Genomic DNA, 25,098 nt, shown 5'->3' on the forward strand with positions numbered 1-25,098 from the left:
TAAGTAGGCTAACATGGAGTCTTAACAGTCCTTAACATTTGTAAATAGATGACTGATTGTCAGTGCTTTACGATTAGTTTGTGTCTAACTTAGGTCTAGTTTGCGTCTAACTTCTCCCACATAGCTGATCTAGATCTACCCTTGCTGACAATGGTGTTATCCCGCTTCGACATAGCGTGCAGTAAGTTCTTGACTTTATCCTGCTTCTACTTCATACTCAACATATCTGGCAGCATAGGAATGATCAAATTTTCTATCTCCTTACGTGAGGCCGAGCCAAACTTGTCAAGTAGATCGAGTACAAGCTTCTTATAATGGTCACTCGCAATCGTACGCGTTCGGATGTAGCTTTCTTTTTGCTTTGTTTGTGCCGCCACTCCGGATGAGATATAGTAGTTAGGCCGCCTCCCCTCAATGAGTTGCTTTCGCTTCAACTGTTTCGCCTCTGCATGTGAGAGTTCGTATCCTTTCTGAAGCTTATCCAACATGATGATGTCTTCCATAGCTAACCCGTCCATACGCGCGAGCTTGCGTGCGTAGTCGATGTCCATAATTTTTCCGGTTACCGTTACCTGTACGCGCTGCCTGCCCAGATCGTAATCCGGTAGAGGGAAGTATTTTTCCTTCTGTATCTCAAACATCCTGCGGATGCCGCTACCTATGGTATCGATCATGTCAAGGTTGACCATGGCGGCAGAGAGGAAGGGGTTGCGGTAGCGCGTTTCGGGGGCGTTCTTGAGTACGACGTTTTCCACACTTTCTGGAATAAAGGACCCAGCGTTCTGAAAGATCAGCCGGTCGTCCTCGAACTCCACTACGTGAATTCTCCCCCCGAGCGTATAGTCCTGGTGAGCGATACAGTTATGCAGTGCCTCACGGATGATGAAGGGATCGTAGCGATCGACTTCCTCCGGGAAGAGGGTCTCCCGAACGATGTAACGAAACTTAAGGTTGCGGATCTTCTTCAGTACCTCATCGACCGCCAGCAGCAGGGGCGTACCGAAGTGGGCGTAGTCTTTTTCTCTACCATCCCGGTCCTTAAGTATCCAGGTTATCGTTGCCTGACCGGGCGCGATATAGTGGTCCGCTTCCGGTTTGCCAAGTAATAGGATGGCGGTACGCGTAACCTTCCCAATGATACACAGCTTAGCCTTATTGTTACATCGTCCCACAACTCCGCATCCCGGGCCAAGCGGGAATTGTGGGTGGTGTATGACTGCCATGCGAGGGCAAGTGCTGTTGGGTCGAGATCGTTCAGGCTTGCTCCTTCACATATTCCCCGGCTCCAGTCGGCTATACCGGCCTGGGCCCGTATCCGCTCGAGCTTATCGAGGGTTAGCGCGTGGGTCGCCTCGTGATCGCGCCCGTAGTAATGTCCTTTCCACGCAATGGGTATGCCCCGGGGCGCGGCGGGAATCTCGAACATTACGACACGCTTACCCTCGAAGTCTACTTCGTGGATCTCACGGAAGGTGATGCGTGGTGCAAGGTGATTACCTACCTCATCCTTGAGTTTCCGTAGGCTTTCACCGCCAATCCTAAACTGGCTACCCAGCACCGCGTGATCGGCGTCGCGAACACCGAAGACCAGCCAAGCCCGATCCATTCCACACAAATTGGCTTCGTTGCTGAGTGCACTGAAGTAGCGTCCCAGCTTGTCGAAGTCGTAAGTGGTACGGGCATGTTTGAACTCTAATACTTCGCTTTCTGATGGAGCGGAAAGCAGGCGTTCTAGGAGTGTAGAGGTAGTGAGCGTAGACACTTGCATGTCGACAAATATAGATAAGCCGGGTGAGGCGGTACCGGGGAACGTCACCTGTACGTACGCGTGGGGCGGGGACGCAGGTGCGGAGAAAACTGGAATAGCGAAAAATACGCAGCGATTATAAATAGCCGATCCGCCGTAGTCCTCCTACCAACGAATCTCTAAACCTTTGGTACGAAGGTAGTCGACCTAGTGTATCAAACCGGCAAGATTCCCCCAGGGTGTCGTACAGCGCGCTGAGCTCTATTTCCATATGCGTGCCTCGTCCTTCGTTAGCTCTCCTAACGACCTCCTGAAGTTTGGCTTTCGGGTCGGCATAGCGTTCCGGATCGCCGTGCAAGTCGAGTTGCTGATTGGTCAGTTCCGTGTTTAGTGCTTCTCTCAGTCTGTCTCGATCGGCCAGTAGCCAGGCTTCCGTTTCCTGCACTGGGATGAGGGGGATGATCGGTAGGTCCACAATACCGGTAGCTTGAATGGCAGCAATAGCAGGGTCAAGCCGTTCGCGCTGGGCGCGGCCGGGGTCTGATGCATCAGCATCCGCGTGGACGATGAAGAGCATTGACCCATAAAGACTAGCCTCTTGGCCCCGGTCAGCAATAGTTAATCCTTTTCCTATACCTAACCACTCAGGGTCATAGACCGCAATCTGTTGTACGCTGTCTACAACTATTTCTTCTAAAGTGCGTCGGATGATGGAGAGGAGAAATCTACGGTCCGTATCCCCTTCTCCCGTAAATCCTGTAAGTAGCACATTAGGCATCCGGCGCAGTCTTTAGCAAACTATCGGGTAACTGTAACCGATTGAGGTAATCCATCGCCTGGCGCAGCGTGTAGCGTGTGAGCGGCTCAGCTGTGTTGTCTTCACTGGCGGAAATAACAACTTCGTTCATGCGGGTGGTGGGTAGCTTTCTGCGCTGGCCGTTGATGGTCGTTAGATAAGTAACCTTCGTAGCAAGTAATACAAGAATTCCGATACGGTCTTTTTGTTGGTTTAGTGCGGACTGAAGGAGGGTTGGAGAGTGGGTGGTGCAGATAACTTGATCAACACCGCGCTTAGAATTAGGTGTGCGTGATGTTATTTCTATCAAAAGTTCGAGTAACTTACTCAGAACGCGCGGGTCCACTCCATTTTCTGGTTCTTCGATTAGAAAAGATTGGCCACTGTTGGTCTGCATTACAAGAGCGGCAAGAGCAATTACCCGCAACGTTCCCTCGGATAATAAGTCAGCGACATATCTTCCGCCAAGGACGTCAGTGGCTGTGACGGTGGATCTTTGAAAATCGTCTGTATAGAGGTCCACACTTGATATATCTCTAATCACTTGGCTAACGCGATGAGACAGGTAGCGCATCTCTCCAGAAGTGCGTTTTATGTGTTGAATCTGTCGGAGTATTGGGCTACCGTTGAATGGTTCTCTACTTCCGTTGTAGTAATTAGAAAAATGCCTGGAATCGTTTAAGCTGAGTAGATCGATAGAATTAATCGCCTCGTAAGTAGCCCGTAAATGTTTGTCATCACTTTGCGTTGTCTCACTCAGCGCAGTCCAATATAGACTACCCGAGAAGTTACCAAACTGGTAAGTTCCATCCTCATTTATGTTATTAGTCGAGAAGTTATGAATAAGTACGGCAGGCTCACCATCGTTGGGTATCAGGTACTCACGGCGTTGGTTAAGAGTTAAGTATTTATCGGACCACTTATCGCTTTTTGCAGGTATTGTAGACAGCTTTTCGCTAATAATCTCAAAGGCATTAATATCCTCATGACCAACGTACAATTTAAGAGCTACCTCATAACTAAATCTGTTATACTTTAGAGATTCAACACCATTTACGGTTGGAGGTGACAGTAAATCGGCTTTTATTTTAATAGTGTCGCTCGTAACGTCGGTACCGTACTTAGTGAAAGCCTGTAAAATACCTCCTCTCGCCTTGATGGAAGAAGTATGATTTTTGGTGGCCAGCTCTCTGAGAAATCGCAACGCATCCAACAAATTACTCTTCCCCGAAGCATTCGCCCCCGCAATCACCGTAAACGGCGCTAGGTCCACCGCAAAGTCGGTAAAGGTCTTGAAGCCCGATATTTCGATGCGTGTGATCATAAGTTGAGCAATTCGGTAGACCTAAGGTAAGCACTGAGTGACCTACCGGTGTTCTGATCGCTTCTATTCTCCTTCACCCAACGCGCTCAGCCGCTCCATTTCACTTTCCTCGGCGAGTATCGCACCGTAGACTACCTTTCTGTAGCTAGGTACAAGCTCGTGTAAACGTTTGGTCAGGAAAAACAGCGCCGCAATGGCAAGTCAAGGTACGGTTTGTTTTGATTCTGAAAAACTAGACTCGGCTGTCCCGATCTACTCTTCTTCGTCAGCAAACAACTTATGGACGCCATTGCTTTCGGCCACCTCCTCCAGTACATCTATTTCCGATACATCTAGATACGAAAACTTATCTACCCTGCGTAGCGTATCCCAGGCCCTGTGTTGCTTCGGGTACAGCAACTTATCGGGTTCCTGACTAATGACATAATGCTTGCTACCCTGGGTCTGCACCGTCAGTGCATAAAAGCTGCTGGTATCATTGTCGATAAATTGAATGGGTCGGTAAGAATCAATAATCTTACCGTAATAATCTTCACCATTTTTACCGAGTAAACTTACCCGTACAGGTATGTCGATCCGTGCGTCTACGTGCTGGTCTACGCGTACGTTGTGGTTAAACCGGGTACGGATAATTTCGCGTTCCGGGACACTAAGCAACCGCCGCCGTTCTTCGCTGATCTTACTGGGCTCGGGGGCATCGTCTACCTGCTCCTGGTACAGAAACGCAAAGTTAGCGTCGGTGCAGGGCAGATCGATCCCGACCGGCGCTCCGTACTGAAGCAGGTTCTGCTGATAGCGGTGCAGGTAGTCCAGATACCGATCGGTAAAGGGGGCCTGCGCAAGTGCTGCAGGAAAGGCAAGTTGTCCCGCGGCCGTAGGCTCGTTCCAGGTAGCAACCCTCTGGTGAATGTTGTCTAGGGCCCAGCGAACTTGCCGTAACTGGCCGCGCCCGATCAGCTCCCGCCCCAGCCCCAGTTTTCTGCTGGAATAGGCAAAACGGATGCGCTGCGCACCTTCTTCCACCAGAAGCAGACCCACGGCAAGCCGCTCGCGGGAGGCAGCGTTCGTCTGTAAGTACACCGTGGTGTAGGTCGAGGTAGTCATGATCTGCAGCTTAGGGAAAGTTGCTCCAAGTGGTCCTTCCAAACTTTATCTAACCAGGATGGTGCGAAGATAGTTTGCCGACAGCCTTCCAGTAGACCATTGCAAAGTACGTTCCATGCTGGGGGCATACGCTCTATCACACCAGGTAAAGCTGACTCGCACGCCTCGACTAGATCGTGAAACAATCTCAACTCGGCAGTATTGGTTACGTAGGCTCTCACTCGCTTACGCTTGACGAAGGTGGCGAAAAGCGGGGTTTGTGACAGGTTTTCGTTCGCGGTCTGTAGACTGAGTGGCTGGCCCGGTACTCCGTGTCCGAATAGCGCCTCATGATCGATCGGAATGAAGCCCGCCTGAGTTCCATTACCCCGGTACAATAAGTTATAGTTGTTGAAATTTCGGTCATCGTTACTTAACCACCGGTCAAAAAGTGACAGCCGGATCAGGGCATCGTCGGCATGAGCTAAACCTACCTGGTAGGGTCCGGCCCCGGAAAACGTCGCGTTGACATGATCTACGTCCGTAAGGTATAGACTCCCGAACGCCGGTCGGCTAAATTCGTAGGCAGTCAGCCGGGGATGAAACCCCACAGGAACGTGATGTGCCTGCACCTGAACGGCCGCGAAGTCAGGGACCGGTAATCCCCAAACTTTAAGCAGGTGCGCGCCAAGCCATTCCCGGACGACGGTATAGTCCTGCGGCGTGCGTTGCACTTTGGTGACGTAGTACTTACGATCTTCCGCCCTGACCAGCACCGGTAGCCGCTGCGTACCGGCGAAGACGCGATCGCGTTGGAGCACCTCGAGGCTCTGTAGATGGGGGGCAATGAACATAGCGAACGTGTCCGAAGGTAAGACGCGTCACTCCATAGCCCCTACCCCCCGTTGAAGCACACTCTTAGGGTCAACTCTACTGCCGTCCACCGACTTCAAGCGGGGCCCCTTACCCCGCTTTCGTTTGCGCAGCTTGGCTCGTCTGCCGGCAATGGCTTATATAGGGATTATTCCTCCTCTAGAATGTTACGAAGCCCCTCCACCCATCCCCGAAAATGCGGACACCGCTCCAGTAACCGCTCCATTCCGATCTCCTGTGCCAGTATAGGCCCGTCTAAAGCTTTATCGTAGCCTGGTAGTATCCGCTCCAGCCGCTTCGAGGGGGCAGTGACTTTGCTGTCATTAATGTCCTCAGGATTTTGGTAAGCGGTGGCGATTCGATCCAGCTCGGTAGCATCAGCGAAGTCCGCCTCGGAAAAGGTATCGTGGAACACGGTTACGTCACTGAAAAGCAACGCCTCAAAGTCATGTAGCTGAATGTACGGCAGAAACCGGTATCTCATCTCCTGAGGGATAGCTTCTTTCATCCCCCGCTCCATCGCAAGTACCCGGTTAAGTGAGTTGGTCGACCCTATTTTAGTAAACCCCGGAACCTTGTGTCTCGCTTTGATCCCATAGAGATCGATGAAGGTGGTGATGTAAGCCTGCTTTTCTTGCTTCAGGTGCATCTCCAGCTGCCGCTGTAGTACAAGCCAGTGTACCATACCCCCTCCACTCTTTTTGATCAGAGGAGGTCGTAGGTAGATACCAAGCGGAAGCAAATAGGGGGCTAGTACGAGCTGGCAGAATCCCCGCTCTGACTCTCCCTCACAGATAACGATTAATTGAATCATGGCTGGCCCCCAACGATAATGTTCCTACTCCAGAGATCACCGAGAGTATACTCTTCTAGCCACTGCTCCAGGTCTTGCATTCGTAGCCGATTAAATTGGCTGGCCCCATCCACGTTATCGACGGTGATAATGTCCTCCGGCTCAAAGTAGCTGATTAGGGCGGTAGATTGCGTAGCTACGATCACTTTGCTCCCCCGCCGGCTGGCCTGCTTAATCATTCCGCTCAACTTCGCTATTGCGCGTGGATGCAAGCCTAACTCGGGTTCTTCGATAATGATAAGCTTGGGCAATTCAGGTTGTAGAAACAAGGTAGTTAGCGCGATGTATCTAAGGGTCCCGTCCGATAGATCTTCCGGACCGTAAACGTAGTCACTATACCGATCCCGCCACTGTAGTCTAAGAAAGTGTTTCTCGTTAGGCTGAAAGAAAAAGTCTTCAAAATAATCCGCAACGGATCGAATAACTTTCACGATACGCCGGTAGGCTAGGTTTTCAAAGGCGCGTATTCTATTCAGTATCGCCGCGAGATTACTTCCGTCAAAGTACAGATAGTAGGCATCGTTAGCCTGATGACTCAGTTGCGTAAAGGGTGAGTTGCTCCCCGTATCCTCGAAATGGTATACTCTAAGGTACTTTAGAAATTCTACGAGTGAGTGCGTCTTAGCGCTCAATCCAAGACGATGTAAGCTTGATTCTTTCCCAAATGCAGCAAGGTGCTGGCATTCTTCATTATAGCAAAATTCCTCTTCTTCAAAGTGGAACACGCTGTCTCGTTCCGTTAATTTGAAGCTATAGGTAGTGCCTCCTTCAAGACGCAGCGTAGCACCAAGCTCGGAGGTAGCCGCCGGGCCATGATAAAGCAGCCTTCGCGTCCCACCGGCTAGATTCACCGAAGATTCCAGACGCTCCGCGTGGAGTGCCCTCAAAAACTCAAAAAAGCTGATAAAATTACTCTTCCCAGCTCCATTCCCCCCAATCAACACATTGATCGGCCGAATCTCCACCGTTTGGTCCCTGATCGACTTATACCCCCTGATCGTAATCTCATCCATAGCACATGCCTTTCTTCACTCCCTTAAGGTACACCCCTCACACAAACATCCCCTGCAACAACCCCCGCTTAAACGCCTCCGCCCCCGCCAGCTGCCGCTCCACCAGCCCGATGCGGGCGTCGAGGGCGCGCAGGAAGGTGGCGATGCGGCGTTGCTCGGGGAGGGGGGGAATACGCAGTTGGATTCCTTTGATGGAAGTCGGAGAGATACCCAACACTTTAGCCCCCTGTGCGATCTTACTCACCTGCCTTACACTGCTATACATGAGCCCAGGGGATATTATGAATCCGGTCGATTTTGTTAGCGACCTTTCGCAATAGCGCCGCCGGTTTGGCTAGTTGGATGATCACCCAACTCATTCCTTGGCGGAAAATGGAGTGGACCAGCGTCCTGACTTGCCGTTTGCCATCCCACTTGGTCTGTCGGCTCGTGGGATACTTGCGATAAAACTTCAGCCCCTGGGCACACATCCAGATATAGGCCAGGCTGACCAGTTGGAGCAGTAGCTCCCGCTTGGCGGTGCCTTCTACGCGCATGGCCTCCAGATCAAAACCGTTGGTCTTGAGGTGACCGAAGGTGACCTCGATACTCCAGCGCACACTGTACTGTTTATGCGCTTGGTCAGCACGTCGTAGACTGGTGAGCAAAAAGACAAACTCGTCCTCGTCGGGATGGTCGGCCTTGGGGTTACGTACCACGACGTAGTAAAAGGATTTTCCGCCCAACTGAATCGGTTTACTGATACGTGCCTTCTTCTTACACCGCCGCAGTTTAGCGCACATCCCTTGGCAGTTCTTGCCCCGGCTTTCGTTGATCGCCTGATGGTAGATACCGGCCTTAAGGCGGATGACAAAGTTGATTTCATACTCGGCAAGGGTAGCGAACCACTCCTGGCCAATGTATTCCCGGTCGGCCAGTAAGGTCATGCCCGCCAGATCATACTGCTCGGCGGCTCGCGCCAGTAAGGCGGCCCGTTCTTGCTGAGAGGAGTGACCCTTCTTGGCCAGATCGATGCTGGCGATGGGTACGGCTACCCCGTCTACGACCAGGGCCAGGGTCATCAGGTGCACCTGCCCATCACGGCAACCCCAGGACGTACCGTCCAGCACCAGTTGTTTGGCCCGGCGAATCGCTCGTTTGGAGAAACAGTTGATCATCGCCAGGCGGAAGTGATGCAGGGCCCGCTGGACCTGATCGTAAAACTCCTCACTTACCGCGCTTTTCACCGTGCGAATCAGGCGGGTGTAGTTAGCCTGCGGACGGGACTTAGCCGCGGCCGCCGAACCGATCACCTGGGGTACGAAATCCTTGGCCCTGGCCAGGTTGCACGAACGGCTTAGGTAGATGCTCTGGGCGGTGATGAACAGGTTGTTGAGCAGGTGATCGGGTAAGTCCGGGCAGCTTGCCTTAACTTGGTCCAAGAGTGGATGAGTCATTGGTTCTTTCAAGATGTGGTAATCCAAAAGGTACCAACATCCACTCACTTTTCCTACTCCCGCCGGACCGCTCAGCTAGCCCTCATGTATAGCAGTGTACACCTGCCTTCTGAACGTCGGCGATTGGAAAAGTAAGGTCCCGAATTCAGGAGCAATAGTCCCTTGTTTGGGTCTTGCGTGAATTGTGTGAAGGCCCGCATAAAGGGGAATATTGCCAGCATCGACGACCTCCGTCGCTTTTCCTATGTCGTTGACGTCTTCGGAAGCGTCAGCAAGCAGTATGTCTCCCGCCTGGACAGGATGCTTATAGGCAGCATCTTTCATTGTCACGTCCATATTTATGTAAGGCACCGATGCATGTCTCACGTCCAAATACTGGGAAAACTGTGTATGAATATCGCCGTAGTGAATGTTCCTGTACTTTCCTGAATCATAGTTTAGCTGAGCCCAGGACAAAGAGTTCGTCGAGAAAAAGCTATAGACTTCACTCACTTTCACCTTTACCCACCGACCATCTGCCCCCTCACCGCACACCCCCTGCATCACCCCCCGCTTATACCGCTCCAGGGCCGCCACCTGCCGCCGCAGCCCCGCCTGCCGGCCATCCACCGCGGTGAGAAAGGCGGCGATCTTTTGTTGCTCGGGGAGGGTGGGGAGATGGACCGAGGAAGCAGCTATACCTTCTTGTCCTATATTGTATCTGGTGCTGCCCCCACTTCTCGAAGTAATATCCTTTCTAGCTGAAGATGTCTTCAATAGGTAGTTCATGAACTCTGGATCGTAGGGTTGTTTGGCTTGACCGCGAATTACAAACCCCCAAAGACAGCGCGATTCAGTTTGTCAAGATATACGTTAGCAGATCCTACTTCTAGCCTGGTTTCGGAACTACGCTGAAAGAGTATGTCACCGTACTTGACTTCGTACTTGACAACCTGTTCTTCAGTAACATCTACTGATCCCTCAATCACATCATGCGTGAGGTAACTATTATTAAGAATATCTGATACGTTGATAAATTTGATACCAGACCCATACTGCTCTTTGTCAGCGTTGATGCCGTTCTTGAACTCGAAGTACTCTCCTAACGTGCGCTGCTTCCAGGTTTCCCCAAACTCCCCAAACCGTATCCTAGGCACCAACTCGCTCTTCATTTCTCGTTCGATTTACTTTGCACCTGCCCCCCCGATAGCTATTGACGCGAGACATCGGATGAGCCCTGAAGGGACACATCCGAATCCGATGACCGCTTATTCCTAAAACGGGGGTTCGATGCCCAATTCCGTACAGAACCCGGCGATCACCCGTTCGGTCTCCGCCAACTCCCGGTCCAAGGCCCGTAGCTCAGCGCTCACCGCCGCCAGATCCACCGGCTCCTCCTCCTCGAAGGTGTCGACGTAGCGGGGGATGTTGAGGTTGTAGTCGTTTTCGGCGACCTCGGCAAGGGGAGCTACGTAGCTATACTTTTCGGTGGTGACGCGGTCGCGGTAGGTGGTGACGATCTTGTCGATGTGCGCCGGTAGCAGCACGTTCTGGTTCTTAGCCTTCTCGAAGTGGGCGCTGGCGTCGATGAACAGCAGGTCGTCGGGCTGCTCGCGGCACTTCTTGAACACCAGGATGCAGGTGGGGATGCTGGTGCCGTAGAAGATGTTGGCGGGCAGACCGATCACCGCGTCGAGGTAGTTGCGCTCGGCGATCAGGAACTTGCGGATGTGGGCCTCGGCCCCGCCCCGGAAGAGCGCGCCGTGGGGGAGTACGACGGCCATTTGCCCGTTCTCGGCCAGTTGGTGCACCATGTGCTGCACGAAGGCGAAGTCGGCTTTGCTCCGGGGCGCGAGTCTGCCGTACGGACTGAAGCGATCGTCGCCGTTAAATAGGTCGCTGGCGCTCCACTTGGCCGAGAAGGGCGGGTTGGCGACGATGGCCTCGAAGCGCTCCTCGGGGTGCTGCGGCCGCTCCAGGGTATCCTCGTGGCGGATGTCGAAGCGGTCATACTTCACCCCGTGCATGATCATGTTCATGCGCGCCAGGTTGTAGGTGGTGCGGTTGAGCTCCTGGCCGTAGAAGTAGGCCACGTCGTCCACCTCCCGCCGCACCCGTAGCAACAGGGAGCCGGAGCCGCAGGTGGGGTCGTACACACTCCGCAGCCGCTGCTTGCCGGTCGTGACCAGGCGGGCCAGCACGGTACTCACCTCCTGGGGCGTATAGAACTCGCCGGCCTTCTTGTCCTACTCCGAGCGGCCCAGTTTGGAGCTCGTCAGGTCCAGGTCCTCGAAGAGCTTATCGAAGTCGTCCTCGCTGGCCGTGCCCATGGTCGAGGCCTCGATATTGCGCAGGATGGCCGTCAGGTCCTCCAGGATAAAGTCCTCCCGCCGCGCAATATGGTAAAACAGCTCGTCGGGCCGCAGGAAGTACCCCAGTTCATCCAGGCACGCCATGCGGATAGCCATCAGGTAGTCATCATATTGCGGGGTCGCGGGTGCAAGCTGATCGTACAAAAACCCGTCCGTCTCCTGCAGCAGCTTATCGTTCACGTAGTTCTCCAGCTGCTCATACAACAAACAGCGTTCATCTTGCCGCGCAGGGTGTTGGCGATATTCCAGAGCTGGGTTTCTAGCTGGGCTTTGTGGTTTTGGGACACTGGGGGTGGGTGGGTTGCGGTAGAGAAGGGCACAAGGTAAGGCGTTGTGGACAGGCCTACATTGCGACTCAACGCACAATCACCCGCTGGCGGACCAAGGAGCGGCCCTCACCACTGACGACGAGAAGATAGGCACCGGCGGGTAGCTCACCCAGCGAGAGGATATGCTGGTTACGTACATCCCTGACCGCCCGCAACCGTCGACCGGAAAGGCTATAAACGGCCAGATCACAAGGGCCAGTCTCTGCCGGTACTTCCACGATCAGTTGATCGTTGGTCGGATTGGGATACACTTCGATAGGTAGCCCGTCAGAAACCGGTAAGGTCTCATCTGATAGCAGAATATCGTCCTGCTCCAAATAGGTGCCACACCGACGCGTGTCAGTGCCCAAGTACTGCAATCTCACCGACCGGGGCCCACCCATGGTGCTGATAGCATCGAGGTCGAACGGTACGCCCTCCACATAAACAGGTCCCGGATTCGCATCCAACCCGGCCTGGTCGAAGCCACAGCTGTCACTGTCCGCGAAGTTTGCGGGGGTAGATAGCCGCTGATGAAACAGCCCACAACTGTCGCGGAAAACCTTCAGTACATTCGAGTACTCCGCTCCGGAGCGCGTACTGTCCTGGCGAGCACCCGGTTGGCGGACCATTTCCGCGGGTAGCCGTGGCTGAGAGAAGGTGAAGACCGTATCCAGCGCGAATGGGACCATTACGCCCCGCTCGGGCCGGTAGAGATCGGCGACCACGTCGTAGGTATACACTCCTTCTTGGGACGAATCCACTGCTAGCACCACCACCGTAAAAAAACTTCCGGCAAATCCTTCCCGGCCGACGAAGGGCTCGCCTAAGTAGTCAGGATTAGAGGCCTCGATCTGAAAGGTGTCCCCGACCTGCGCCAGTCCGTAGCTGGCTGCCGCCGGGAGTTGTACACCCCGCGCCGGCTCGCTCAGACCCGCCAGGGTAAGGGGCAACTCTTCCTGTCCGATCCGGTAGAAGCGGCTACCATCCACTAGCCCGGCGTATTTGGCGACGGTCACTGTAGGGCCGGCTACCTCCCCTCCCTCCGTAAAGAAGCCGATAGCTTTCAGGGTGTCGGGCATGCCTAGTACCGTAGCGGGCGTTATTGATAGTACTTCCGCGTAGAGCCTGACCCCAGAGCTGTCACGGGCCACCCAGCGCGTGCCTATCGCGGCAGATTGGTAGAGTACGAGTTGTTGATCCGCACCAAAGTGCATGACCGTGCTGTCCGCTGTCTGGCAGATGCGGTAGCCGAAGGGCGAGGGCACCTTGATTACACAGCTTCCATCATCGTGGTAAACTTCTTCGAGGGAGCCGTAAAGGTCACCACACCCGAGACTATCCAGCCGTACGCCGTAAAACTCGGTGTCAAATCCAAACGTACGCGAACTGAAGTTTGGGTTTTCGTATAGATACTGTACGCTGGGGCGGAAGAGCTGGTAAGCAGCCGGTATTGTGGGCGGCGGCGGTGCAACGACCCTGATGGATATGGTACGCACGGTGGCTAGTCCCGTAGGGGCCGGGGGGCCGTCATCTTCCGCGCGAAGCACGACAAAGTATGTCTGCTTACTGATGTCGTCAGAGGTGGGGGTCCAACGGAAGGTTTTCCGCAGGGGATCGGACTGTATATTACCCTCCGTAGGCAGGAAAGTAGCGGGGTTGTCGGCTAGATCGAAGGGGCGGCCGCCGGCCGTTAGCTTTACCTGCTGATCCTCGGACGGGGAGCCCGTGGCGACGACGTCAAATTCTACTACCTCACCGGCGACCACCGAGAGTTCTTCCTGGGCCAGTTCGACGACCGGAGGCTCGTTCGCGCAGTTGTCGATGAATAGTTGGAGGTCCCGCACGACGGTATCCAGCGGCATACCGTTGCGGAACGATTTGACCATGTAGGTCAGGTTATACTCGCCCGGTAGTTGGGGGCTGTCCCAGGTGATCTGTCCGGTACGGGGGTCGATGGACAGGCTGCCACCAACACCGGCTACCAGGTTAGGTAACACGTAGTTGGGAATCTCGGTGCGGCCGTCATAGGTGGGAGTAGTAAATGCAAAGGCCAAACTATCACCGTCCCGGTCAAAGGCACCGGGGTTATGGGTCCACACTGAATTGATGCAGGCATTGTCGACCGGATGCTGCGTCAGCTCGGGAGAACTGTTACAACCGTTTACGCTCGGGTCGAGCAGGGCAAAGGAGGTAAAGACGCTAAAGGGGATGTTCACCGAGAAAGGCATGTTACGCACGCCACGCTGCCGGTTGAAATCCTGAAAGTGTAGTACGTAGCGTCCAAAGTCTGCGTACCGGTGGCAGAGGGCATACTCGTTACGCTGGACTCCGGGCGTTACTGGGGTGATACGGGTTCGTCCGATCATCTCGCTGGTGCCGTCGCCCCAGTGGAGCAGCAGGCTGTCGCGGTCTACCTCCGTCTGCGCGGTCTCGGTGTAGGTAATGATGGTGGCGCAGGCCGTAAGCTGATCGGAAGGGCTTTCGCAGCCGGCGGTGCGGACGATGATTTCCCCACCGCGGTTGTGGGTGGCTGAGAGTAAGGTGGGGAGAATGGCGAGGAGGGTGAGTAGGAGGCGGAGATACATTGGGGTCAGTTGGTAAGGGCTGGCTGGGAAGGCTGAGTATTGGAAGCAACGCGTGCATCCTAAATTACTTGTGCCATCCTGTCGTTTGCGGGCCAACAGGCCTCTGCTCGTACCAGCTCATAAGGACCGCGAAATCATGGCCAAGCCCGCAGCTAAAAGGGGGGGGATAAGACCTGCGCTGCCTAAACCAGCACAAATTCGGAGCAATTCGGCACACGGCTACCCGAATAGTTGCTCTGGGACTAGGTACCCCCCTATGTTTGTGGCAAGTCATTACTACTGTTGTGAGAGACGTACCGACTTATTAGGTTATTTTTTGAGAGAATTTACGCAGACAACCACTATACAACATTATCACCACTGCCCGGTCCACCTAGCGTGGCCGGGCAGAAAGTGTTTGAACACAACTGAATCATACGCTCCGCACTACGGATGCGTTACCGTCTTAGCTACGGTCCACTAGTTTCTCAGTACTTATTGTTCGGACGTAGTCTTGGGTGGCCAGGTACACCCAGTATCTGGCACCTTTGTTTATGGTTCTGTCGCCGTACCTTACGGATGAATTCTCATGAAAAGACCTTACTCTCCTGTAGCTATCCGTCACCGGTTTGTGTACGTAATCGCCTGGTGCCTAGCCACGCTTTCCCTGCCGGGGCAGACCGACTCGATGTGGCAGCAGTACCACCAGGCGCAGCACCTCATTACCATCGCGCAGAACGACAGCGCGCTCGGCGTGCTCCGCGCCCTGGATCAGGACCTGACCGACCTGGCCGGTGCCACGGCCACCCCAGTACCGGACTGGATGCGCACCTTCCGCCTGCTCATCCGGCTGGAGCGCACTGAGGCCCTGCTCAAAAAACGCGACAACGCGGCGGCCACCGTGGCACTACTGGAGCTGATCGACGATGCTACGGCCGCCGGCACCCACGAGATTACCGTACAGGCTTACCTGCGGATGGCGCACATCCACCAGCGTCAGCAACGCCCCAGTGACTGCTGGAAATACCTAGACCTGGCCGGGGAGCTGATCGACACCTACGGCCTGAAATCCCTGGCACCGCAGTTGTACAATCGTAGCGCCGCCTACCACCGACACTTCGGTGACCCCGCCCTGTCGCTACAGTACGCCCAGCGCGCCCTGGCTACGGCCCGGGAGCTAGACGATACCCACCAACTGGCCCTGTCCCACTTCAATCTGAGCCTGTACTACGAGGAGAGCAATCCGCGGCGGGGGGAATACCACCTACAGGAAGCCGCCGAGTACTACCGCCACACGGGCAGCGCCACCGATTACCTGATAATGACCATGGTGCTGACCGGACTGCGCATCGAGGACGGCCGCCTGGAAGATGCCCTGGCAGTAAATGACTCGGCGCTAGTCTACGCCGGTCTGGTGGTCAGTCCCGATAGTTTCTTTCTCAGTCGGGTGTACGACGACCGGGCCACCATCCTGAAGACCCTCGGCCGCACGGACTCCGCCTGGCACTACCTGCAACTGGCCCGCGCCGCCGAACTGCGGCAGTTGGAAACCGCGATTGAGGACCGCGCCACCGAGATCGAGGCGCATTACCTCGCCGAAAAACAACGCGACCTGATCGCACGGCAGCGGGAACAGTTTGCCCAAAATCGCAACCAGCAGCAGCGGCGCTATCTGTTTTTCATTTTCGGGATGGCCGTCGTGGGATTCGCGCTCTATAAGCACTCCCGTCTACAGGCCGCCAAGGCGGCGCTCGGCAAACAGGAACTAATCGAGGCCCAGAACCAGCAACTCGCCCAGTCATTGCGCGAGCAAAAAATGCTGCAGGGGGAGGTCCACCACCGGGTCAAGAACAACCTACAGATCATCATCGGACTGCTGACCCTACAACTCAAGGAGGTCGACGACCCCCGGGCGCGTGCCAGCCTGGAGGCCATGTCGGGCCGTATCTACAGCATGGCCTCCGTGCACGAGATTTTGTACCGGGAGGGGCGCGCCGGGGAGATCAACTTTAGCCAGTACGCCCGCCAGATCTGTAACCACTTCGAGCTGCTGTCCAAACTCCCCCGGGCCAGCGTCATCGAGCTCAGTACCGGCGACTACTGGTTCAACCTGGATACGGCCATCCCGCTGGGCACCATGTTTAACGAGCTGGTCACTAACAGCTACAAGTACGCTACCAATCACCAGGGGGCCCTGCACCTGTACGTGAGTCTGACGGAGGAGGAGGACGGCAAAACTTTCTGCCTGACCTACCGGGACAACGGTGCCGGATTTCCCGAAGACATTTTGGCTGGCAAGGGCGGCGGTCTAGGTACCTACCTGCTGAAGGGGATGAGCCGTCAGCTTCGCGGCCGCGTGGTGTTAGAAAATGACGGGGGGGCGGTAACCCGCATCTACTTCCGGCGGAAAAATCAGCACAAATCACGGGGCCGAAAAAAGCGTTATTCCCCCGCCAGTGCACCCATCCCTGCCACCGCCTAACCCTGCTCACTCTATGACCCAATTTCCCCCCCCGTCCGGCAAGATTCTCATCGTGGAAGACGAGTTCATCATTTCCACGACCCTGGCCGACGAGCTCGCAGCGGCGGGGTACACCATCACCGGCGAGGCCATCTCCTACGACGAGGCCGTGGAGCTCTACCACGACGATCCCCCCGACCTGGCGCTGCTCGACATTCAGCTCAGCGGCGTGCGCACCGGTATCGATTTTGCGGGCTTTCTCCGCGCTCAGCCGGCTCCCATCCCCTTCGTCTACCTTACCTCACAGGTCGACCGGCGCCACCTCACCCTGGCTAACGAAACCTTCCCCGGGGGCTACCTGAGTAAGCCGGTACAGGTTCCCAGTCTGCTAGCCACCATCAGCGTAGCGTTGCACAATCACCAGTCGCAGCAGACGGAACGAACCGTCACGATCAGGACCGGCCACGCCACCTACCTCCTGCCCGTGGTGGCCATCCGCCACTTGGGGGCCGATCACGTCTATGTAGAGGTAGAGCTCACAAACCAAAAACCCCTCATCCTGCGCAAACCTTTCCAGGCCCTCCTCGCGGAACTTGACGAGCCCAGCATCATCCGCGTACACCGCAGCCACGCCATCAACCTCGCTCACGTGACGCGCTTCGACGACAAGTGCGTCTACCTCGGCGAAAAGGGCGTACCCATCAGCGCGAAGTACCGGGGGGCGGTGCTGACCCGGCTGGCGGCCCTGTAAGCGTCCGGGGGCGGGGCCTCGATAGCTATCAAGGATGCAGGCTTGAATTGCCCCCTACTTCCCCATCAACCCACGCACCACCCGCCCCAAATCCCCCTCCAGCTCCTCCAGACCACCATCTACACCGATCCCCTGCTCGTGAACCTGCTTCGTCCGGTCCGCCATATAAGCCACCGTAATATTCAGCACCGCGTTATCGGGCAGTACCTCGAAACTATTCACGGAGGTAAGCCCATTGGTAGCCTCCCCGAGTTGCAGGACATTGGACTGCTCCTTAAAGATGGCTACCACGGCCTCGGCGGAGCTAGCCGTCTTACCACTGGTCAGTAAGAGGATTGGCAAGTTCGGAGTCTTCAGTACGTAGGGGTCCGGTAGCGTGACAAGAGGTTTAGCAGTAGCCGGGCGCTGACCTTCGTCCAAGTTGTAATAGCCACCGTCACGGTAAAAAGTATGGCTGCGGATCCGGCCGCGGGCGTCGATACCATAATAGCCGTTCTGTTCGTCCAGCAGGGGCCCCAGCCCCAGAATCATGGGTAGTTCGGCGCCCCCGTCGTTCCCGCTCAGGTCCACCACCCACGTGCGGACGCCCTGCGCCTCCAGTACGCGAATGGAAGACTGCAGACTATCCGCAAAGCGCTGCATCTCCTCGTAGTAAATACGCTCGAAGGAAGGAATTCTGAGGTAGCCGATGCCATCGCGGTAGGTGGCGGTAGCGAAGGTGAGCCGCTCGTCCAGTCCGGCAAGTTGATTGCTGGGGAGGTGGGGGACTTGCCCGGCCCGAATGTCATCAATTTGGGCTTTCCCAAGACCGAGGTAGTCGGTGAGTACTTCGGGCGTCAGTAGCGAGGAATGGTGATCGTCCAGCAGGACCATGGCACGTTCGATGCCGGCGTAGGTGTCCGCAGCGGTGGTAGCCCCCTGGCTGTAGTAGCGGGCGGCATTGCGTAGGGCGTCAAAATCGACCCGGTCGCGGTGCAGCGCTACTTCCCGCATGTGGCTAACGACCGTGTCGATGTAGTCCCGCGCGGTGGAGGAAAGCTGGAGCGTGTCCGGCCGGTAAGTGATTCCGAGGGCCCTAATCTCTACTACGTCCGGAGTGATGGATGGAGTGCGGCAAGCGTAGACTAGCGCCAGTAAAATGAGAAGAAGGTAATTGCGCATGTGGGTGTAGTGTAGTGTGAACTAGGAAGGTAAGGTCCCCCGCACCAGCGGCCCCGCCCTATCCAAGACAAACGTATCAAATTGGAATTAAATAGGTCTCGACGTGTTTCAGCTCTAAACGAACGCAGTGAGCAGAGCCATGCGGTAGCACAATCAAGAATCAAGAATCACCAATCAAGAATGCACCCACTCTACACCCCGCCCACTTAGTTTGCAAATTAAACTAAGGCACCGTATCTTTGCCCCACACTACCTTCCCCCCCATGAACATCGCCCTCGCCCAGATCAACGTCCACGTCGGAAACTTCGACGCCAACCTGCAAAAGATGCTCGACTACACCAGGCGGGCCAAGGAGCAGGGGGCGGACATCGTCGTCTTCCCCGAACTCGCTACCGTCGGCTACCCGCCGCGGGACTTCCTGGAGTTTGATGACTTCATCGAGAAATCGGATACGGTCGTGCAGCAACTCGCCCGGGCCGCCGACGGTATCGCCATCATCGTAGGCGCACCCACCAAAAACCCCGTGGTGGAGGGTAAGGACCTGTACAACAGCGCCTACTTCCTAGCTAACGGCCGCATCCAGCAGGTGCAGCACAAGACGCTGCTGCCGACCTATGACATTTTCGACGAGTACCGCTACTTCGAGCCCGCCGCGGAGTGGAACGTGGTGCGCTACCAGGATAAGACCATCGCCCTGGTCGTCTGTGAGGACAGCTGGAACGTCGGCAACGAGAACCCGCTGTACAAGATCAACCCCATGGACCGGATGCTGGAGCAGCAGCCCGACCTGATCATTAACATCTCGGCCAGTCCCTTCAGCTACGACCACGCCGCCGAGCGGGTCGCGGCGATGCGCGCTAACGTGGAACGCTACGACCTGCCCCTGTACCTGGTCAATCACGTAGGGGCCCAGACCGAGGTGCTCTTCGACGGCGGCTCCCTGGTGGTCAACTCCCGCGGCGAGGTGGTCGACGAAATGCCCTACTTCGAGGAGAGCCTGCGCATCTACAACACCGAGGAGGTGCAGGAAGGAAGTGAGGTGAGCGGTGAGCGGGAGCGCGATAAGATGACGCTGATCCACGACGCGCTCGTGATGGGTATCCGGCAGTACTTCGGTAAGCTGGGCTTCAAGCGGGCCATCCTGGGGCTTAGTGGGGGGATCGACTCCGCGCTAGTGGCCGTACTCGCCGCCCGTGCCCTCGGCCCCCACAACCTGCGTTGCATCCTGCTACCGAGCCAGCATAGTTCCGACCATAGCGTGAACGACGCCCGCCAACTGGCGCAGAACCTGGGCTGCCAGTACGATATCGTACCCATCGAGAGCGTGTACCACAGCTATATGGACTTGCTCCAACCCCACTTCTTCGGCCAAAAAGAGGGCCTCACCGAAGAAAATCTGCAAGCACGTATCCGCGGCATGATCCTGATGGCCTTCAGCAATAAGTTCGGCAACATCGTGCTCAATACCAGCAATAAGAGCGAGATGGCCGTGGGCTACGGCACGCTCTACGGCGACATGTGCGGCGGCCTCAGCGTGATCGGCGACGTGTACAAAACGGAGTGCTTCGAGCTGGCCAAGTTCATTAACCGCGACGGCGAGGTCATCCCCGGTAATATCATCACCAAGCCCCCCAGCGCCGAGCTCCGGCCCGATCAGCTCGACAGCGACAGCCTGCCCCCCTACCCCGAGCTCGACGCCGTGCTGTACCAGTACATCGAGCTCCACAAGAGCCCCCAGGATATCATCGAGGCCGGTGCCGACCCGCTGCTCGTACAGAAGGCCCTGCGGCTGGTCAACATCAATGAGTTCAAGCGGCACCAGACGGCCCCCGTGCTGCGGGTGAGCCGGAAGGCTTTTGGGATGGGGCGGCGGTTTCCTATTGTGGCGAAGTACCTAAGTTAAGGGGTTAAGGAGTTAGGGGCGCGGATGCTCGCTTCGCTCGTTTTTGATGTTATCGTTGTTGCGTTGTTGGGTTGTTGGGTTGTTGCGTTTACGGGGATGCTCGCTTCGCTCGTTTTGGTGTTGCTGCTGTACGTTCATTGCACCTGCGGCCCCGCCCCCCTGAGACGCTTCCAACACCTACCTCACCTCCAACGACTGCAACGCAACAACCCAACAACCCAACAACCCAACAACCCACCCTTGACCCCCTGGATCACCAATGATGCCGTAGTCTTCGGCCTCCTCCTCACCATCCTCGCTCTGGTCTTCACTACCGCTAGTAGCGAGCGGCCCTTCTGGAAGACCTTCTACACCTACGTACCGGCCCTACTGCTGTGCTACTTCCTGCCGGCGCTGCTGAACTGGCCGCTGGGCATCATCGCCTACGACTGGTACGAGTACGGGGTGATCGATGCGCTGGCCGAGCGGGGCGTGACGCTACCGGAGGGGCTTTCCTTCGGGGAGATCAACCGCTACATCGAGGCGCAGGGGCTGGAGCCGGGTGACTTCAGTGGGTACACAGGACATAGTCAGTTGTACTTCATGGCGAGCCGCTACCTGCTGCCGGCTTCGCTGATCCTGCTGTGCCTGAACATCGACATTCCCGGCATCATCAATCTGGGGTACCGGGCCATCGTAATGTTTCTGGCGGCAACCTTCGGGATTGTGCTGGGCGGGCCGATCGCGCTACTTATCGTCACCAACTTCTTTCCGGGGCTCATCGACCTCGATCCCAACCTGCTGTGGCGGGGCCTGAGTACCATCGCCGGCTCTTGGATCGGCGGCGGGGCCAACCAGGCGGCCATGCAGATCATCAACGAGGTGCCGCCGGGCATCTTTGGACAGATGATCGTAGTGGACGTGCTGGTAGCCAATATCTGGCTCGCCTTCCTGCTCTTCGGGGCGGGGCGAGCAGCAGGGATCGACCGTTTCATCGGGGCAGACGGATCGGCCATCGATGCCCTGGTTAAGAAAATGGAAGATTATGCGGAACAGGTCCGGCGTATCCCCACCAGCGTAGATATGTACAAACTACTGGGCGTGGCCTTCGGGGGCGTGGCGCTGGCACACCTCGGAGCCGATCTCATCGCACCCTTCTTCGGCCAGTACGAGGAGGCCCTCGACGCCCTCCGCCTCAACACCCTCACCAGTGGCTTCTTTTGGATGGTCGTGCTGGCCACCACCTTCGGCTTCCTGTTCAGTTTCACGCGGGCGCGGCGGCTGGAGGGCGTGGGGGCCAGCAAGTGGGGCGGCGTGATGATCTACATCCTCGTGGCCACCATCGGTATGCAGATGAACATCGGCGACGTACTCGATAACCTCGGCCTCTTCGCCATCGGACTCATCTGGATGCTGGTGCACATCACGGTGCTGCTGGGTACGGCTTACCTGATCAAGGCGCCGTTCTTCTTCGTGGCGGTGGGGAGTCAGGCTAACGTGGGCGGGGCCGCTAGTGCGCCGGTGGTGGCTAGTGCGTTTAATCCGGTGCTGGCTCCGGTGGGGGCTATCATGGCGGTGATTGGGTATGCCCTGGGTACCTATGGGGCGCTACTGTGCTCTTACTTGATGGAGATTTCTGTTAATTAATGGTTGCACCACCAAGAAGGGTATTGGCGCGCAACGCGCGCTGGAATGAACCACAGAGGACGCAGAGGGCCGCAGAGACGTGATAGGTACACCTCTGCGGCCCTCTACGCACTCTGTGGTTCAATAAAAAGCGACGTAGTCGCAAAACAGTAAAATTATGCAACAAGCCACCCTAATCACAGGCGTAAGCTCCGGGATCGGCCTCACCACCGCCCACTACCTCCTCCAGCGCGGTCACACCGTTTATGGCAGCCACCGGGGCGGGGGCCCGACCACTATCGGGGGTGCACAGGAACTCGCCAAGTACCCCACCTTCACCCCGCTCACCTTCGATGTCACTGATCGGCCGGCCATCCGTGCCGCCGTACAGCGGATTCAAGAAGACGGCCACCAGCTCACGGGGGTAGTCAATAACGCCGGCATCGCCATCAGCGGACCGGTAGAAACGCTCAGCGAGGCGCAGTACCGCAGGCAGTTCGACGTGAACGTGTTCGGGCTACTCGCCGTCTGTCAGGAAATGCTGCCGCTGCTGCACGACGCCCGGGAAGCTGGTCTCAGTCCCCGTATCGTCAACGTCGGCAGCGTCTCCGGTTACCTCACCTCCCCCTTTACCACGCTCTACTCCGCCTCCAAATTTGCCGTAGAAGCCCTCACCGACGGGATGCGCCGCGAGCTTCACCCCTTCGGTATCGACGTGATCAGCATTGCCCCCGGACCGGTCAAAACCCCCATCTGGGCCAAGGGCCGCGAGCAGACTGAGGCCTACCGCGGCACCCGCTACGAAGCCGTACTGGAAAAGCTCGGCCCCTATACCGAAGCCGCCGAAGCGGATGGTGTGGAACCGGAAGTTGTAGCGGAAGCTATCTACAAAGCCCTCACCGACGCTAAGCCGAAACCTAATGTACTAGTCATGAAGCGCGGCTGGCTAGTGAAACTCCTTCGCCTAACCCCTAAGCGCTTCCAGGATAAGTTCTTCCTGAAGCGGCTGGCGGAGAACCGGCGGTACTAAGCGTCCGACGGTTGTAACCGTTAAGCGTCCGACGGTTGTAACCGTCGGACGCTTATCCCGACATCCTACAGCAGGGCCACCAGACCAGCTCGGCCTCACCCTGGAGGAGGAGCACCACATCCGCGCCAACGATACCTACTTCATCGTTGGCCGTATCCGCGAGCTCTTCGTCCCTCTGCCACGTTACCCTATTGTGGGGGCCACAAATAGCAGGTAGACTCCGTATCTTGATGGGGTGCTAAGACTTCCCGTACTCCTCATCTTACTCCTCGTTAGCTGCCGCCAGCCTCCCCCGATGGCCGATCGTGCTACGGTACCTCCGCCTAACATCGTCCTCATCCTGGCCGATGACTTCGGCGTCGGGGACATACAGGCGCACTACCCGGACAACAAGATCGCCACCCCCTACCTGGACCGTCTGGTTGCTGAGGGCCGCAGCTTTACCGACGCCCACAGTGCCTCGGCGGTGTGTACGCCCACCCGCTACGGGCTACTGACCGGTCGCTACGCCTGGCGCACGCCCCTCCAGGAATGGGTACTGGCCGCCTACGAGCCCCCGCTGATCGCAGCGGACCGGCTGACCCTGCCCGCCTTGCTGCAGCAGGCAGGCTACCATACCGCCCTGATCGGCAAGTGGCACCTGGGTATGCACTACGGCGGCGGGCGACCGGCCCAACGGCTGGAAGAACACTGGCGGTTAAAAGACTATCCCTGGGACTTTAGCCAGCCCGTTACCGACGGGCCGGTAGCGCGGGGCTTCGACTACTACTTCGGCGTCAATCTGCCCAACCAGCCCCCCTTTACCTACCAGGAAAACGACCGGCTTGTAGAGGCCCCGACGGCTACCTACCGCTATGACTCCACCGAGGGCGTCGTGATGCCGCGCGCCTTCGACGGCTCCCCCATAGCTCCGGGTTGGCGCTTCGATAGCATTGTACCCGAACTGACCGCGCGGGCCATCGCTTATCTCGAAGAGCGGGCTGAGGTAGCGGACCCTTTCTTTCTCATGTACTCCATGACCTCGCCCCACGAGCCGGTAGTCCCTTCCAGCGGTTTTGTCGGGCGGAGCGGCATTAACCCCATCGCCGACTTCGTCATGGAAACGGACTGGTCCGCCGGCCAGGTTATCACCGCCCTGGACCGCCTGGGATTAAGGGAGAATACGCTGGTCATCTTCACCGCCGACAACGGCCACAGTCATTACACGGGCTGGGAAGGATTGATCGCTGCCGGCCACCAGCCAAGCGGGCCCTACCGCGGCCACAAGGGGGACATCTGGGAGGGTGGCCACCGCGTTCCCTTCGTCGTGCGCTGGCCCGTAGGCGGGGTACCGGCGGGTACGGCTACCGATCACCCCATCACGCTCAACGATCTCTACGCCACCCTGGCTTCTCTACTTGAAAGGCCGCTACCCGTCGACGCGGCGGAGGACAGCTTCAGCTTCCTACCCTCCCTACGGGGGCAAACGCCGGAGCCACGGCCCGCCGGTATCGTCTCCCACTCGCGCGACGGCGAGTTCGCCTACCGAGAGGGAGACTGGAAACTGGTCCTCCGTAAACCGGAGCCTACGCTCGACGACTCCCGGGGTCAGGCCGCTGTAGCCGAACTGTACCACCTGGGACAAAGCGAGGCCGAGGTGCAAAATCTCGCTGCCGAATATCCGGAACGTGTACGTGAGCTTCGGCAGCGCCTCCAACACATCGTGCAGACGGGGAGTAGCCGGGAAGATGCTGAGAGCGAAAACGACGTCCACGTGGTCGTAGATACCCTACAGCGACAGCGTTACGCCGGCTACTAAACCAATCTTGTGCGCCCCTGCCGCGTTACCTTACTAT

The 25,098-nt window shown here is 56.8% G+C and carries 18 protein-coding genes and 2 pseudogenes; 6 read left to right on the plus strand and 14 right to left on the minus strand.

The annotated features are described in order from the left end of the window. Nucleotides 1-206: 206 nt before the first annotated feature. The 13 genes and pseudogenes from ACOOHD_RS13725 to ACOOHD_RS13785 form a co-directional block, all read right to left on the minus strand. On the minus strand, nucleotides 207-1,172 hold the full coding sequence (locus ACOOHD_RS13725; RefSeq protein ID WP_420458452.1) for an ATP-binding protein: 966 nt from the start codon (nucleotides 1,170-1,172) through the stop codon (nucleotides 207-209). Nucleotides 1,173-1,399: 227 nt separating this feature from the next. Further along, nucleotides 1,400-1,768 (minus strand): annotated as a pseudogene (locus tag ACOOHD_RS13730) (helix-turn-helix domain-containing protein); the annotation flags it as partial. A gap of 115 nt (nucleotides 1,769-1,883) precedes the next feature. After that, a complete protein-coding gene (locus tag ACOOHD_RS13735) occupies nucleotides 1,884-2,525 on the minus strand; it encodes a DUF4276 family protein (protein ID WP_420458453.1) in 642 nt (213 codons plus the stop codon). After that, nucleotides 2,518-3,867: an AAA family ATPase gene (locus tag ACOOHD_RS13740; RefSeq protein WP_420458454.1), complete on the minus strand. Its 1,350-nt coding sequence runs from the start codon at nucleotides 3,865-3,867 to the stop codon at nucleotides 2,518-2,520. Before ACOOHD_RS13740 ends, ACOOHD_RS13735 begins: the two co-directional genes overlap by 8 nt. Nucleotides 3,868-4,119: 252 nt before the next feature. Further along, nucleotides 4,120-4,971: a hypothetical protein gene (locus ACOOHD_RS13745; RefSeq protein WP_420458455.1), complete on the minus strand. Its 852-nt coding sequence runs from the start codon at nucleotides 4,969-4,971 to the stop codon at nucleotides 4,120-4,122. Next, a complete protein-coding gene (locus ACOOHD_RS13750; RefSeq protein WP_420458456.1) occupies nucleotides 4,968-5,804 on the minus strand; it encodes a HipA family kinase in 837 nt (278 codons plus the stop codon). Before ACOOHD_RS13750 ends, ACOOHD_RS13745 begins: the two co-directional genes overlap by 4 nt. 167 nt (nucleotides 5,805-5,971) lie before the next feature. After that, nucleotides 5,972-6,637: a DUF4276 family protein gene (locus tag ACOOHD_RS13755; RefSeq protein WP_420458457.1), complete on the minus strand. Its 666-nt coding sequence runs from the start codon at nucleotides 6,635-6,637 to the stop codon at nucleotides 5,972-5,974. Next, nucleotides 6,634-7,689 (minus strand): AAA family ATPase, encoded by a 1,056-nt coding sequence (locus ACOOHD_RS13760; protein WP_420458458.1) that lies wholly within the window; start codon nucleotides 7,687-7,689, stop codon nucleotides 6,634-6,636. The genes ACOOHD_RS13755 and ACOOHD_RS13760 overlap by 4 nt, the downstream gene beginning before the upstream one ends. A 37-nt stretch (nucleotides 7,690-7,726) precedes the next feature. Then, nucleotides 7,727-7,954 carry a restriction endonuclease subunit S gene (locus ACOOHD_RS13765; protein WP_420458459.1) on the minus strand — a complete coding sequence of 76 codons (228 nt, stop codon included), beginning with the start codon at nucleotides 7,952-7,954 and terminating at the stop codon, nucleotides 7,727-7,729. Then, nucleotides 7,947-9,125 (minus strand): transposase, encoded by a 1,179-nt coding sequence (locus ACOOHD_RS13770; RefSeq protein ID WP_420458460.1) that lies wholly within the window; start codon nucleotides 9,123-9,125, stop codon nucleotides 7,947-7,949. Before ACOOHD_RS13770 ends, ACOOHD_RS13765 begins: the two co-directional genes overlap by 8 nt. A 75-nt stretch (nucleotides 9,126-9,200) precedes the next feature. Next, nucleotides 9,201-9,893: a restriction endonuclease subunit S gene (locus ACOOHD_RS13775; RefSeq protein ID WP_420458461.1), complete on the minus strand. Its 693-nt coding sequence runs from the start codon at nucleotides 9,891-9,893 to the stop codon at nucleotides 9,201-9,203. Between the two features lie 485 nt (nucleotides 9,894-10,378). Next, nucleotides 10,379-11,763: pseudogene (locus ACOOHD_RS13780) on the minus strand (type I restriction-modification system subunit M). A 68-nt stretch (nucleotides 11,764-11,831) separates the two neighbouring features. After that, nucleotides 11,832-14,372 (minus strand): T9SS type A sorting domain-containing protein, encoded by a 2,541-nt coding sequence (locus ACOOHD_RS13785; protein ID WP_420458462.1) that lies wholly within the window; start codon nucleotides 14,370-14,372, stop codon nucleotides 11,832-11,834. Between the two features lie 568 nt (nucleotides 14,373-14,940). Between ACOOHD_RS13785 and ACOOHD_RS13790 the strand changes: the two genes are divergently transcribed. Both ACOOHD_RS13790 and ACOOHD_RS13795 read left to right on the plus strand, forming a co-directional pair. After that, nucleotides 14,941-16,833 carry a sensor histidine kinase gene (locus ACOOHD_RS13790; protein WP_420458463.1) on the plus strand — a complete coding sequence of 631 codons (1,893 nt, stop codon included), beginning with the start codon at nucleotides 14,941-14,943 and terminating at the stop codon, nucleotides 16,831-16,833. A gap of 13 nt (nucleotides 16,834-16,846) precedes the next feature. After that, on the plus strand, nucleotides 16,847-17,563 hold the full coding sequence (locus tag ACOOHD_RS13795; protein WP_420458464.1) for a LytR/AlgR family response regulator transcription factor: 717 nt from the start codon (nucleotides 16,847-16,849) through the stop codon (nucleotides 17,561-17,563). Nucleotides 17,564-17,617: 54 nt separating this feature from the next. On the opposite strand, the gene ACOOHD_RS13800 is transcribed toward ACOOHD_RS13795, so the two are convergent. Continuing rightward, nucleotides 17,618-18,724 carry a S41 family peptidase gene (locus tag ACOOHD_RS13800; RefSeq protein ID WP_420458465.1) on the minus strand — a complete coding sequence of 369 codons (1,107 nt, stop codon included), beginning with the start codon at nucleotides 18,722-18,724 and terminating at the stop codon, nucleotides 17,618-17,620. 263 nt (nucleotides 18,725-18,987) lie between these two features. Between ACOOHD_RS13800 and ACOOHD_RS13805 the strand changes: the two genes are divergently transcribed. From ACOOHD_RS13805 to ACOOHD_RS13820, 4 genes are all read left to right on the plus strand, one after another. After that, nucleotides 18,988-20,628 carry an NAD+ synthase gene (locus ACOOHD_RS13805; protein ID WP_420458466.1) on the plus strand — a complete coding sequence of 547 codons (1,641 nt, stop codon included), beginning with the start codon at nucleotides 18,988-18,990 and terminating at the stop codon, nucleotides 20,626-20,628. Nucleotides 20,629-20,868: 240 nt separating this feature from the next. Then, nucleotides 20,869-22,254, plus strand: coding sequence for a DUF819 domain-containing protein (locus tag ACOOHD_RS13810; RefSeq protein ID WP_420458467.1), 1,386 nt, complete (start codon nucleotides 20,869-20,871; stop codon nucleotides 22,252-22,254). Nucleotides 22,255-22,411: 157 nt separating this feature from the next. Continuing rightward, entirely contained in the window at nucleotides 22,412-23,263 is an 852-nt protein-coding gene (locus tag ACOOHD_RS13815) for an SDR family oxidoreductase (protein ID WP_420458468.1), read from the plus strand. A 235-nt stretch (nucleotides 23,264-23,498) separates the two neighbouring features. Next, nucleotides 23,499-25,061: a sulfatase family protein gene (locus ACOOHD_RS13820; protein ID WP_420458469.1), complete on the plus strand. Its 1,563-nt coding sequence runs from the start codon at nucleotides 23,499-23,501 to the stop codon at nucleotides 25,059-25,061. The last annotated feature ends 37 nt before the right edge of the window (nucleotides 25,062-25,098 follow it).

The organism is Neolewinella sp. (genome assembly GCF_965214665.1).
In the GTDB taxonomy this organism is placed as follows: domain Bacteria; phylum Bacteroidota; class Bacteroidia; order Chitinophagales; family Saprospiraceae; genus Neolewinella.